Raw genomic sequence first — 12,905 nt, 5'->3', positions numbered from 1 at the left:
GAACAAAGCGGGGACGTGACGCGGTGGCGACGGCGATGAAGCTGGCCGATCTGGCAGCGATGGCAGGGGTGTCGACGGCGACGGTGTCGCGCGCGCTGTCGGGGCACCCCTCGGTCAGCAAGACCACGCAGGAGCGCATCCGCGCGCTGGCGCGCGAACATGGCGTCCGGCCCAACCAGCTTGCGCGCAATTTGCGGATGCGCAGCACCGGCGCGATCGCGCTCGCCATGCCGCTGGGCCATGCGCGCACCCAGCATCTGACCGACCCGTTCTTCCTCAGCCTGCTGGGATTTCTCGCCGATCTGCTGGTGGATCGCGGCTATGACATCCTGCTGTCGCGCGTGCTGCCGGAGAATGACGAGTGGCTCGACCGGCTGGTCGACAGCGGGCGGGTCGACGGCGTTCTGCTGGTCGGGCAATCCGATCAATATGACACGATAGAGCGTGTCGCGGCACGCTATGCGCCGCTGGTGGTTTGGGGGGTCAATCGCCCGGGGCAGCAACATCTGACGATCGGGTCGGACAACATCCTGGGCGGACGGATTGCTGCGACGCATCTGCTTGGGCTGGGACGCAGCCGGCTGTTATTCCTCGGTGATCCCGCACCCCCCGAGTTTGCGGATCGACTGGCGGGGTTCCGGGAAGCGGCTGGCCCCGCGTCGGTCGAGATCCTGTCGTGCGAGATGGACCCCGATGCGGTTCATGCCGCGGTGCGCGCACGGTTGGCGGACGGTAGCGCGCCCGACGCGATCTTCGCCGCCTCCGACGTCGCCGCGATGAGCGCGCTGCGCGCGTTGACCGAGGCCGGGCTCGACGTGCCTGGCGATGTCGCAGTGGTTGGGTACGACGACGTGACGCTTGCCGCGCACACGTCGCCGCCGTTGACGACGATCCGGCAGGACCTGGTGGCCGGCACTCGATTGATGGTCGAGACGCTCCTGCGGCGGATCGCGGGTGAGCCCGCAACCAGCGCGATCGTCCCGCCCGAACTGGTCGTTCGCGCCTCCGCCTGACCGGTCGCACTTCTCGCAATCGTTTGCACAAAGTTCTTTGCAATCGATTGTGAGGGCTGTATGTAGCTGACATCAGGCTGTTCGGAAAGGATGGCCGCTCAGGAGAGGTTTTCCGTGATGACGCTGCGTTTTCGCCTGCTCGCTTCGATCCCCGCGTTGCTGATCGCCGGTGCGGCGCACGCGCAAGTTCCGCAGACCGACACGACCGCCACCGCTGCCGATCCGGCCGAAGCGACCGTTTCTGAGGACATTGTTGTCACCGGCGTGGCGCAGGGGCGTAACAGGCTGGATACGTCGGTGTCGGTCAGTTCGCTTGACGCCGACCTGACCACCAAGATCCCGCCGCGTAACACCGCGGAAATCCTGCGCAATCTGCCCGGCGTCCGCGTCGAGGCATCGGGCGGCGAAGGCAATGCCAATATCTCGGTGCGCGGTCTGCCGGTCGCGTCGGGCGGGTCGAAGTTCCTGCAATTGCAGGAAGATGGCCTGCCGGTGCTCGAATTCGGCGACATCATCTTCGGCAATGCCGACATCTTCATCCGTAACGATCTGTCGCTCGCCCGTATCGAGTCGGTGCGCGGCGGATCGGCGTCGACGTTCGCCAGCAACTCGCCCGGTGGCATCATCAACTTCATTTCGAAGACCGGCGAGCAGGACGGGGGCTCGTTCCAGCTTTCCTCGGGCATCGATTACCGTGAATATAGGGCCGACTTTGCGTATGGCGGACACATTGATGCCAAGACCCGCTACGAACTGAGCGGTTTCTACCGGCTCGGTGACGGTCCGCGCGACGTCGGCTATGACGCGATGCGCGGCGGGCAGATCAAGGCCAACATCACCCGCGAGTTCGACCGCGGCTACGTCCGCGTCTACGGCAAATATCTCGACGACCGCAGCATCGCCTATCTGCCCAACCCGGTGCGCGTGACCGGGAGCGACGGCGACCCGACGTACCAGAACATTCCCGGCTTCTCGATCAACGAGGACACGCTGCACAGCCGCTACATCGGCTCGGTGCTGACGCTGGACGGCAACAACAATCCGGTGCGCCGCAACATCGGTGACGGGATGCATCCCGTGGTCAAGTCGGTCGGGTTCGAGGGCCAGTATGAGATCGCCGACGGCTGGAACGTCACCGAGCGGTTCCGCTATTCGGACATTTCCGGCGACTTCGTCTCGCCCTTCCCGGCCGCGGTCGGCGATGCGCAGACCACCGCCAACAGCTTCGCCGGGGCCGGCGCGCAGCTCTATTATGCCAGCGGCCCGCTGTCGGGGCAGCGGATCGCCAATCCGGCGACGGTCGGCGGCAACGGCCTGCTCGCCAGCGTCGTGCTGTTCGACGTCGACCTGAAGAGCCTGAACAACATCACCAACGACCTGCGCCTCAACGGCAAGGTCGATCTCGGCGGCGGCGCGCTGTCGATCGCGGCGGGCATCTACAATTCGCGGCAGGACGTGAAGACCGACTGGCTGTGGACGTCGTTCTTCCAGACCGTGCAGGGTGACGGTCGCTCGGTGCTGGTCGACATCCGCAACGCCGCGGGCGTTTCGCAGACCGCCGGGGGCACGCTGTATTCGGCGTCGTTCTTCGGCAATTGCTGCCGCCGCAGCTACGACATGCGCTACACCACCAACGCGCCGTTCGCACAGCTCGGCTTTGAGATCGGGCGGCTGAACATCGACGGCAGCCTGCGCTACGATTTCGGCTCCGCCAAGGGCAGCATCGCGGGCGACCTGCCCGGCGCGGTGACGACGCGCGCGCAGGACATCAACGGCGACGGCGTGATCTCGGTCGCCGAGCAAACGGTCGGGTTCATCCCGAACAATCGCACCGGCATCGACTATGACTATAGCTACCTGTCCTATTCGGCGGGCGTGAACTACCGGCTGAGCGACACGCTGGCCGCCTTCGCGCGCTACAGCCGCGGCGGGCGCGTCAACGCCGACCGGCTGCTGTTCGGGCCGACGATCGACATCACGACCGGCGGACTGGTCAACGGCTCCAAGCCCTATGACTTCGTCAAGCAGGCCGAGGGCGGGCTGAAATTCTCCAGCGGCCCGGTCGCCTTCTATGCGACGGTGTTCAATGCCAAGACCCAGGAAACCAACTACCTGCTGTCGCAGCAGCAATTCACCAGCCGTCGCTACGACGCGACCGGCGTCGAGCTGGAAGGCCGCTTCCGCCGTGGGCCGTTCTCGCTGACCGCCGCGGGCACCTATACCGATGCGAAGATTACCAGCGACGCGACCGATGCGACGCTGAACGGCAATCGGCCGCAGCGGCAGGCGGCGTTCGTCTATCAGGCGACCCCGCAGCTCGATTTCGGGCGCGTCAGCTTCGGCGCGAACGTGATCGGCACGACCTCCAGCTACACCCAGCCGGCCAACCAGTTGAAGATGCCCGCCTATACGCAGGTCAACGGCTTCGTGCTGGTGCGCGCGGCGGACAACGTCAGCTTCAACCTGAACGCCAACAACATCTTCAACGTGAAGGGCATCACCGAGGCCGAAGATGCCGCGATCCCGTCGAACCAGCTGGTGCGCGCACGCTCGATCAACGGCCGGACGATCGCTGCGTCGGTGCGGTTCGATTTTTGAGGCTTCCGTCACCCGGCGGAGGCCGGAGTCCACTGCCACGGGCGCAGGTTCTGCCTGGCTCTGGACCCCGGCCTTCGCCGGGGTGACGATGGTGTAAAAGAATGGGACGTGGAATCGCGATGACCATGCAGCAGCGCCTCGATGCGATCGCTCCGGGGCTACGTCGCCAGCTTGCGCGGCTCTACCCCGATCACGACAGCGAGGCGCTGTGGGCGACGGTCGAGGCGCTGCTCCGGGCCCGTGCCGCCGAACGCCCCGCGGCGTTGCAGGCGCTCGACAGCGCGCGGGTCGCCGATCCCGACTGGTTCGTGCGCCCGGACATGCTCGGCTATTCGACCTATGTCGATCGCTTCGGCGGGACGGTGAACGGGCTGGCCGCGCATGTCGACCATCTTGAGGCGCTCGGCGTGCGCTACCTTCACGTCCTCGCGCTGCTCAAGGCGCGTGCGGGCGACAGCGACGGCGGATTTGCGGTCGCCGATTACCTCAGCATCGAGCCATCGCTGGGCACGATGGCGGACGTCGAGCGGCTGACCGAGCGGTTGCGCGCCGCGAAGATCAGCCTGTGTGTCGACCTTGCGCTCAACCACACCGCCGACGATCACGAATGGGCGAAAGCAGCGCGGGCGGGCGATCCCTTCTATCGCGACTTTTACATGGTGGTCGACGATGCCGAAGCAGCGGCGCGCGACGCCGAACTGCCGCAGGTCTTCCCGACCACCGCGCCGGGAAATTTCACTTATGTCCCCGAAATGGGCGGGAACGTCTGGACGACCTTCTATCCGTTCCAATGGGACCTGAACTGGCGCAACCCGCAGGTGTTCGTCGCGATCCTCGACGCCGCGCTGCGGCTCGCCAATCATGGGTTCGAGGCCTTCCGGCTCGACAGCACCGCCTTCCTCTGGAAGCAGCCCGGCACGACGTGCCGCAATCTGCCGCAGGGGCATTACATCGTCCGGGCCCTGCGCGCCGCGCTCGACATCGTCGCGCCGGCGACCCTGCTCAAGGCGGAGGCGATCGTGCCGACCGCGTTCGTGCCGCCCTATTTCGGGATGGAGGAGGGCGGCGGGTTCGAGCCCGAATGCCATTTGGTCTACAACAATTCGCTGATGGTCGCGGGGTGGGTCGGACTCGCCGAGCAGTCAGCGCAACTGCCGGCGGCGATCATCGCGGCGAGCGGCGGGCTGCCGTCGGGCGCGAACTGGCTGAGCTATGCGCGTTGCCACGACGATATCGGCTGGGGCGCGGTGCTCGGCGACCTGCGCGCGATCGACCCGGAGCCTGAGACTCGGCTGCGCGCCGCCGCCGCCTTCCTGCACGGCGCCGGCGACAGCTGGGCGCGCGGCGTGCCGTTCCAGTCGGACGGCGCGGCGCTGCACGGTACCAATGGCACGCTCGCCTCGCTGGCGGGGCTGGAGACGGCGGACGACGATGAGACCCGCGAGATGGCCTTGCGCCGCATCGCTTTGCTCAACGCGCTGGCGATCGCGAGTGGCGGTGTGGCGACGACCTATATGGGCGATGAGGCCGGGCTGCTGAACGATTACGATTATACCGACGATCCCGGGCTGGCGCACGAGGGGCGCTGGATCCACCGTCCTGGCATGGACTGGTGGGCGCTGGAGACGCCGGCGGCGCTGCGGATCAGCGGTGATCTTGTCGCGCTGCGCGATGCGCGGATCGCGAGCGGGGGTGCGGGGGCGCCGGCTTTGATCGAAACCGGGGATGCGGCGCTGCTGGGCGTTGCGTGCGGGCGCGACCGGGTGTTCCTGAATTTCGGCGATCGGGAGATTGCGGTGCCGGAGACCGGCCGCGACCGGCTGAGCGGTGCGGTGGTCGATACGGTGCCGGCATGGGAGGTCGTGTGGCTGGAGGGTTGAGAGCGGACCGGTGCTGCGCTCGCACAAAGCCCGCCCCACCCTCGCCGTTCGTCCTGAGCTTGTCGAAGCACGTGCCCTGTAACCCGCCCTTCGACAAGCTCAGCACGAACGGGGATTGTGCGGCAGGCGTCGTAAGGACGGACCGAAGCGTTACTCGCACTACGCCTGCCAAGCTCACAACCGTCCTCTCCGACCAGACAGGAGCCATGAGATGAGCAAGCCGCGCCTGTCGCTGGCCCGGATCGTCGAGATGAACCTCGGCTTTCTCGGGCTGCAATTCTCGTTCGGGCTGCAACAGGCCAATATGGCGCCGATCTACGGCTATCTCGGCGCGGACGAGGCCAGCCTGCCGCTCCTCTGGCTGGCCGGGCCGGTGACCGGGCTGCTCGTCCAGCCGCTGATCGGCGCGATGAGCGACCGGACCAATACGCGGCTCGGGCGGCGCACGCCCTATTTCCTGATCGGCGCGGTGCTGTGCAGCCTGTGCCTGTTCGCGATGCCGTACAGCCGCGCCTTGTGGATCGCGGCCAGCCTGCTCTGGATCCTCGACGCCGCCAACAACGTGACGATGGAGCCGTATCGCGCCTATGTCGGCGACCGGCTGGCGGAGGACCAGCGCGCGACCGGGTTCCTGACGCAATCCGCTTTCACCGGGCTGGCACAGACCCTGTCGTACCTCGCGCCGTCGCTGCTGGTGTGGATCGGGTTCGACAAGGATGCGGTCGACGCCAATGGCATCCCCGACATCACGCGCATCGCCTTCCTGATCGGGGCGGTGCTGTCGCTGTCGACGATCCTGTGGTCGGTTTGGCGCGTGCCGGAACTGCCCTTGCCGCCCGAGGAACAGGCGCGGCTGGCGGCGGAGCCGCTGACGCTGCGCGCGACCCTCGCCGATCTGAAGGCGGCGCTGGTCGAGATGCCCAGGCCGATGCGGCAGCTCGCGCTGGCGATGCTGTGCCAATGGTATGCGATGTTCGCCTATTGGCAGTTCATCACCTTCGCACTGGCGCGCTCACTGCACGGCACCGTCGAGACGGGCAGCACCGCATTCCGCGATACCGTGCTGACGGTCGGGCAATTGGGGGCGTTCTACAATGCGGTCGCGTTTGTCGCCGCGCTGGCGCTGATGCCGCTGGCGAAGCGGTATGGCGCGAAGGCGGTCCATGCCTGCTGTCTCGCCGCCTCGGGCGCGGCGATGCTGGCGATCCCGGCGCTGCCGTCCGAAGGCTGGCTGTTCGTGGCGATGATCGGCATCGGGATCGGCTGGGCGGGGATGATGGGCAATCCGTACATCATGCTGACCGGCATGATCCCGCCCGCGCGCAACGGCGTCTATATGGGCATCTTCAACATGTTCATCGTGATCCCGATGATGATCGAGAGCCTATCGATCCCGCTGTTCTACAAGAGCCTGCTCGGCGGCGATGCGCGCGGGGTCATCATGCTCGGCGGGGTGCTGATGCTCGTCGGTGCGGTCGCGACGGTGATGGTCGGGCGCGGCGCGCGCGAGCGGGCGGTGGCGTAGGCGCTACTCCGCATCCGGCTGCCGCTCCGGCGCGGCGTCGGCGAAGGCCGGCAGCGCAAGGCACGCCGCCTCAACCGCCAGCAGCCGCGGCCATGCCAGCTCGACTCCGAAGCGCCGCGCGTTGAACAATTGCGGGATAAGACACAGGTCGGCGAGCGTCACCTGCGTGCCGAAGCAATACGGTCCGTCCCGATCCGCGATCAGCGCGTTGCAGGCGGACAGCCCGTCGGTGATCGTGTCGCGTGCCCAGCCGTTGACCGCTGCCTCGTCCAGCCTGGCGGCGCGCAGCCGTTGCAGCACGCGCAGGTTCTGCACCGGATGCGTGTCACACGCGATCACCTGCGCGAAGGCCCGGACGTGCGCGCGGACGACCGGATTGGCGGGGAGCAGCGGCGGTGCCGGGATGCGCTCGTCGAGATATTCGCAGATCGCGAGGCTCTGCGTCAGCACCGCGCCTTCCCATTCGAGCGCCGGCACCAGTCCCTGCGGGTTGAGGCGTAGATAAGCGGGCGCGCGCTGTTCGCCGTGGCGCAGATGATGGAAGGCGTCGCACCACGCCACCCGCTTCAGGTTAAGTGCAATCCGCACGCGATAGGCGGCAGTCGAGCGGAAATAGCCGTGCAGCACCGGCATGTCGGGCGTCGCGGTCATGGATCCTCCCCTGTTTTCGGGGCAGCCTAACCGCGGCGCATCAGTTGCGCAGCAACGGAATGATCCCCTTGCGCCGCCCCGGACCGTCGGCCACCGCGCGCAACGCCGCCGCCTCCATCGCGAGCCGCTGCGCCTCGCCGAGCGACAACGCCTCGCGCGCTTTCGCCTCCAGCGCAGCGGCCCGGTCGCTCGCGATCGCGCGGTGATCCGACCACCAGCCACGCCAGCGCCGCCACAGGATCGACGCGGCGGAGCGGAGACGGGAAGGATTGTTCATCCTCCCACAACGCGCATCCGCGCTATCGGTGGCGTGCCGAAACCTCCGAAATGGCGAAATAAATGCGGTCGAGATCGTCGTCGCCGATGCAATAGGGCGGCATGACGTAGAGCGTGTCGCCGAGCGGGCGCAGCAGCACGTCGCGCTCGCGGAACGCCGCCATCAGCCGCGGGGCAAGGTCGGAGAGATACCCCTCCCCCGCGCCGATCTCGAACGCCGCGATCGTGCCCAGCACGCGCGGGTTGCGGATGCCGTCGAGCGTCGCGAGCCGCGCCGCCTGCGCCGCGCCCAGCCGCGCGACCCGCTCCAGCACCGGCTCCTCGCGCCAGATCGCGAGATTGGCGGCGGCGGCGGCGCACGCGATCGGATTGGCGGTGTAGCTGGAGGAGTGGAAGAACATCTTCGCGCGGTCGGTCGACCAATGCGCGTCGAAGATCGGCTCGCTCGCCATCGTCACCGCCAGCGGCAGCGCGCCGCCGGTCAGCCCCTTGGACAGGCACAGGATGTCGGGCTCGATCCCCGCCTGTTCGCACGCCAGCAACGTGCCGGTGCGGCCCCAGCCGGTCATCACCTCGTCGGCGATGAACAGCACGCCGTGCCGCGCGCAGACCTCGCGCATCTGCCGCAACATGTCGGGCGAGTAGAACAGCATCCCGCCCGCGCCGAGCACCAGCGGCTCGACGATGAACGCCGCCGCGCCCGCGGCACAGGCGCGGTCGAGCGCGTCGAGCGTCGCCTGCTCCGCCCCGACCGCCGGGTACGGGATCGTCTCGACATCGAACAGCAGCGGGGCATAGGCGCGGTTGAACACGCCGCGCTGCCCGACCGACATCGCGCCGATCGTGTCACCGTGATAGCCATGCTCCATGACAAGGATGCGGTGGCGCGCGTCGCCGCGCGCCAGCCAGTAGCCGAGCGCCATCTTCAGCGCGACCTCGACGCTGGTCGAGCCCGAATCGGAGAAGAACACCCGCGTCAGCGACGGCGGCATGATCGCGCGCAGCCCGGCGGCGACCTGCTCGGCGGGTTCGTGTGTCCAGCCGGCGAAAATCATCTGGTCGAGACGTTCGGCCTGCGCGCGGATCGCGGCGGCGATCCGGGGGTGCGCATGGCCGTGCGTTGTCACCCACCACGACGAGATCGCATCGATCACACGCCGCCCGTCGGCGGTGTGCAGCACCGCGCCCTCGCCGCGCACGACGCAGGGGATCGGCTCCTGAAGTCCGTGCTGGGTGAAGGGGTGCCAGACCGAACTCACCGGAAATCCTCGACGTTGAAATGCGCGGAGAAGGCGGCGGCAAGCGTCGCGGCGTTCAGGTCGGCGAGGCGCGGCAGCCGCCCGAGCCGGCGAACCTTGCCGATCTCCGCGATTACCGCCTCGCTGTCCTCGACCGCATCGCCAATGAACGCGACGCCCAGCAGCGGCACACCGCGCGCGTGCAGCGCCTCGATCGACAAGAGGCTGTGGTTGATCGTGCCGAGCGCGGTGCGCGCGACCAGCACCACCGGCTGCCCCCAAGCGGCGGCCTGATCCGCGAACGACCATTCCCGGGTCAGCGGCACCAGCACCCCGCCCGCGCCCTCGACCACCAGCGGCCCGTCACCTGCCGGCAGCGCGAGCCGCGCGCGGTCGATCGTCACGCCGTCGATCTCCGCGGCGCGGTGCGGCGAGCACGGCGTGTTCAGCCGATACGCCTCCGGTACCACCTGCGCCGGGTCGACGCCGAGCTGCACGACGCTGCCCGCGTCGCTGCCGTCCGCCAGCCCGGCCTGCACCGGCTTCCAGTAACGTGCGCCGAGCGCGACGGTCAGCGCGGCGGCGAACACGGTCTTGCCGACGTCGGTGTCGGTTCCGGTGACGACGATCGTCCCGCTCATGGCAATATCTCCTTCAACACGTCCGCCAGCGCAGCAAGCTCCGCCTCGCCGACATGAAGCGTCAGCGCGATCCGCAGCCGCGCGGTGCCCGCCGGAACGGTCGGCGGGCGGATGCCGCGCACGTCGAAGCCCGCCGCCTGTACTGCCGCCGCGACCCGCATCGTCTCGCGGTCGTCCCCGATCACCAGCGGCACGATCTGCGACTCGACATGCGCGCCGAGCGGGGCGAGATGTCGCCGCGCCGCCGCGATCAGCGCGTGGAGCCTTGCCCGCCGCTCCGGCTCGTCGGCGACGACGCGCAGGCTCTCGCGCGCCACCGCCGCGGAGAGTGGCGATGGCGCGGTCGAGAAGATGAACGGCCGCGCGCGCGCCACCAGAAAGTCGCGGACGATCGCCGGCCCGCACAACACCGCGCCCTCGCAGCCCAGCGCCTTGCCGAAGGTGTTGAGCGTCACCAGGTTTTCGCGCCCGTGCCACGCCTCCGCCACGCCGCGCCCGCGCGCGCCCCACACGCCGGTCGCGTGCGCCTCGTCGACGATCAGCATCGCGTCGTGCCGGTCGGCGACCGCGAGATAGGCGGCGACGTCGGTCAGATCGCCGTCCATGCTGTAGAGGCTCTCGACCGCGATCCACGGCGTGCCGGTGCCGCCGCCCGTGCGCCACGCCCCGATCGCGTCATCGGCGGCCTGCGCGTCGCCATGCGCGGCGGTGACGCAGGTCGCGCGCCCGAGCCGCATTCCGTCGTGCATGCTCGCATGGACCAAAGCGTCATGGACGATCAGGTCGCCGGGCTGCGGCACCGATGAAAGCAACGCGGTGTTTGCGGCATAGCCGCTGCCGAACGATAGCGCCGCCGCCGCGCCGAAGAACGCCGCCGCCTCGGCCTCCAGCGCCTCATGCTCGGCATCGTTGCCGCGCAGCAGCCGCGACCCGCCCGAGCCGAGCGCGACGCCCTGCGCCAGCGCCGCCTGCGCTGCTGCGACCAGTCGCGGGGCGGTGGACAGCGCAAGATAGTCGTTCGAGGACAGGTCGACGCCGTGGCGCGGCGCCAGCGTGCGCAGGCGTCCGGCGTCGGCGAGCGCGGAGAGATGGGCGCGTTGGGCGACAAGCTGCATTGGCGCGCCTATGCCGTCGCGGATGTCGCTTGGCCAGTATCCGTGCCACCGATCGCGCGGCTCGGGCGTTGGCAGCGCTCGATCGACGGATGCAGAGGGAGCTGACCGATGAACCGCAACACGAAGATCGCGCTGGGCGGCGCGGCGGTCGCCGCCGGTGCGGTCGCCTGGTTGGCGGCGCGCGAACGCAACAGCGACGCCCCCGCCAGCTACCCACCGCTCGACGTGCTCAAATCGTTCGGCAAGGATATCTGGATCGTCGATAGCGGGCCGATGATCGCCTCCGGCCTGTCGCTGCCGATCCGCATGACGGTACTGCGGCTGCCCGACCGCTCACTGATGCTGCATTCGCCGACGCGCTTCACCCCCGCGCTGGCGGCAACGCTCGCCGAGCTGGGCGTGGTGCGGCATCTGGTCGCGCCGAACATCGCGCACTGGACGCGGTTGCCGGCGTGGCAGCGCGCCTATCCCAAGGCGCTGCTGTGGGCGGCGCCGGGGCTCGGCGAGCGCGGGCAGGTACAGCGCAGCGGGTTACGGATCGACCGCGAGTTGGGCGCGGTGCCGCCCGCTGAATGGGCCGACGCGGTCGATCAGGGGCTGATCACAGGCGCGGCGGGGTTCAACGAGATATGGTTTCACCACCGTGCCTCGCGCACCCTGGTCCTCACCGACGTCGTCCAGCATATGGAGCCCGAGCGGCTGCCGCCGATCACCGCCTTCATCGCGCGGCTGAGCGGCGGCGCGTGGGGCACGACGCCGCGCTACCTGCGCCCGGTGCTGCGCTTCGGCGGGCGCGGCCTGCGCGCGGCGGTGGCGACGCTGGTCGCGCTCGCGCCCGAGCGGGTGGTGTTCGCGCATGGCCGGCCGTTCACCGAGGACGCCGCTGCACAATTGCGCCGGGCGCTCGCCTGGGCCGACTAAGCGCGCCTTGCTCCTGCCGCGCGCATCCGCCTAAGCTGCGGCATGATAGCAGGGGGCAGCGTGGAGAGAAGCGAGCGGCGCGGGCCGGCGCATATGACGATCGCGCATGATCTGGGCGTCGCGATCGTCACTGGACGGCATCCGGCCAGCGTGACGCTGCCCGGCGAGCTGGAGCTGGCCGAACAGTTCGGCGTCTCGCGCAGCGTGATCCGCGAGTCGCTCAGGATGCTCAGCGCGAAGGGATTGGTCGAGAGCCGGCCCAAGGCGGGGACGCGGGTGCGTGATCGCGCGCACTGGAATTTGCTCGATCCCGACATGCTGGCGTGGATGTTCGAGGGTGCGCCGTCGCTCGATTTCGTGCGCAGCCTGTTCCAGTTGCGGCTGATCGTCGAACCCGCCGCCGCCGAGCTGGCGGCGCTTCAGCGCAGCGCTGCGGAGCTGTCGCGGATGGGACATGCGCTGGAGATCATGGCGGCGCACGGGCTGCGCACGCAGGAGGGGCAGAGCGCGGACCAGCTTTTCCACGCGACGATCCTGCAGGCGACCCGCAACGAGTTGCTGGTGAGCCTGTCGAGCAGCATCGCCGCGGCGGTGCGCTGGACGACGTTCTTCAAATACCGCACGCCCGCGCACTATCAGGATCCGATCCCGCTCCACCGCGCGCTGTTCGAGGCGATCGCCAACGGCGATGGCGGGGGCGCGCGGAGCGTGACCGAGCGGCTGATCGGGCAGGCGCAGCGCGATACCGAGGTGGCGCTGGCGGCGTGACAGAGTGCGGATGAGGTCGGCTTCGAGAGGTTGGCCCGGTTCGTGTCGCGCCGTTTCCGCCCGTTCGCCCTGAGCTTGTCGAAGGGCGTGTCCGGGGGTCGGTGCTTCGACAAGCTCAGCACGAACTGCGTACGAGGGACAAGGCCCTCGCCCACAACCCGGCGAACGCCGGGGCCAAGTCGGAAAGGCCGGCGTAACGAGGCGCGACCTACCAGCTTCGCCCGACGGCGCCCCGGCTTCCGCCGGGATGACGCCTCAATGGTTGTCGCGCGGCAGCCC

At 68.9% G+C, this 12,905-nt stretch carries 11 protein-coding genes; 6 read left to right on the top strand and 5 right to left on the bottom strand.

The window, feature by feature from the left end:
* Window positions 1-23: 23 nt before the first annotated feature.
* The 4 genes from ACI2JO_RS17945 to ACI2JO_RS17930 all read left to right on the top strand — a co-directional run bounded on the left by ACI2JO_RS17945 (window position 24) and on the right by ACI2JO_RS17930 (window position 7,016).
* On the top strand, window positions 24-1,013 hold the full coding sequence (locus tag ACI2JO_RS17945; protein ID WP_404721972.1) for a substrate-binding domain-containing protein: 990 nt from the start codon (window positions 24-26) through the stop codon (window positions 1,011-1,013).
* Between the two features lie 117 nt (window positions 1,014-1,130).
* Window positions 1,131-3,611, top strand: a complete 2,481-nt coding sequence (locus ACI2JO_RS17940) for a TonB-dependent siderophore receptor (protein WP_404721971.1) — start codon at window positions 1,131-1,133, stop codon at window positions 3,609-3,611.
* A gap of 119 nt (window positions 3,612-3,730) precedes the next feature.
* Window positions 3,731-5,491: an alpha-amylase family glycosyl hydrolase gene (locus ACI2JO_RS17935; RefSeq protein WP_404721970.1), complete on the top strand. Its 1,761-nt coding sequence runs from the start codon at window positions 3,731-3,733 to the stop codon at window positions 5,489-5,491.
* Between the two features lie 211 nt (window positions 5,492-5,702).
* Window positions 5,703-7,016, top strand: a complete 1,314-nt coding sequence (locus ACI2JO_RS17930; RefSeq protein ID WP_404721969.1) for an MFS transporter — start codon at window positions 5,703-5,705, stop codon at window positions 7,014-7,016.
* A 3-nt stretch (window positions 7,017-7,019) separates the two neighbouring features.
* Here the strand turns inward: ACI2JO_RS17930 and maiA are convergent, their stop codons facing one another.
* From maiA to ACI2JO_RS17905, 5 genes are read right to left on the bottom strand one after another with little or no spacing between them, the layout of a single operon-like run.
* Window positions 7,020-7,667: a maleylacetoacetate isomerase gene (gene maiA, locus ACI2JO_RS17925; RefSeq protein ID WP_404721968.1), complete on the bottom strand. Its 648-nt coding sequence runs from the start codon at window positions 7,665-7,667 to the stop codon at window positions 7,020-7,022.
* Between the two features lie 40 nt (window positions 7,668-7,707).
* Complete coding sequence (locus ACI2JO_RS17920; protein ID WP_404721967.1) at window positions 7,708-7,944, bottom strand: hypothetical protein; 237 nt, start codon at window positions 7,942-7,944, stop codon at window positions 7,708-7,710.
* 22 nt (window positions 7,945-7,966) lie between these two features.
* Window positions 7,967-9,202 (bottom strand): adenosylmethionine--8-amino-7-oxononanoate transaminase, encoded by a 1,236-nt coding sequence (locus tag ACI2JO_RS17915; protein WP_404721966.1) that lies wholly within the window; start codon window positions 9,200-9,202, stop codon window positions 7,967-7,969.
* Window positions 9,199-9,822 (bottom strand): dethiobiotin synthase, encoded by a 624-nt coding sequence (gene bioD / locus ACI2JO_RS17910; RefSeq protein WP_404721965.1) that lies wholly within the window; start codon window positions 9,820-9,822, stop codon window positions 9,199-9,201. Before bioD ends, ACI2JO_RS17915 begins: the two co-directional genes overlap by 4 nt.
* A complete protein-coding gene (locus ACI2JO_RS17905; RefSeq protein ID WP_404721964.1) occupies window positions 9,819-10,937 on the bottom strand; it encodes an 8-amino-7-oxononanoate synthase in 1,119 nt (372 codons plus the stop codon). The genes bioD and ACI2JO_RS17905 overlap by 4 nt, the downstream gene beginning before the upstream one ends.
* A gap of 108 nt (window positions 10,938-11,045) precedes the next feature.
* On the opposite strand from ACI2JO_RS17905, the gene ACI2JO_RS17900 reads away from it, so the two are divergent.
* Together ACI2JO_RS17900 and ACI2JO_RS17895 are read left to right on the top strand one after the other, a co-directional pair.
* Window positions 11,046-11,858 carry a DUF4336 domain-containing protein gene (locus tag ACI2JO_RS17900; RefSeq protein WP_404721963.1) on the top strand — a complete coding sequence of 271 codons (813 nt, stop codon included), beginning with the start codon at window positions 11,046-11,048 and terminating at the stop codon, window positions 11,856-11,858.
* A 93-nt stretch (window positions 11,859-11,951) separates the two neighbouring features.
* Window positions 11,952-12,626, top strand: coding sequence for a FadR/GntR family transcriptional regulator (locus ACI2JO_RS17895; RefSeq protein WP_404721962.1), 675 nt, complete (start codon window positions 11,952-11,954; stop codon window positions 12,624-12,626).
* The last annotated feature ends 279 nt before the right edge of the window (window positions 12,627-12,905 follow it).

This window comes from Sphingomonas sp. NPDC079357, from assembly GCF_044901155.1.
Lineage (GTDB): Bacteria > Pseudomonadota > Alphaproteobacteria > Sphingomonadales > Sphingomonadaceae > Sphingomonas.
The sequence above is the reverse complement of the archived record's forward strand: the minus strand, read 5'-3'. Positions and strand labels throughout refer to the sequence as shown.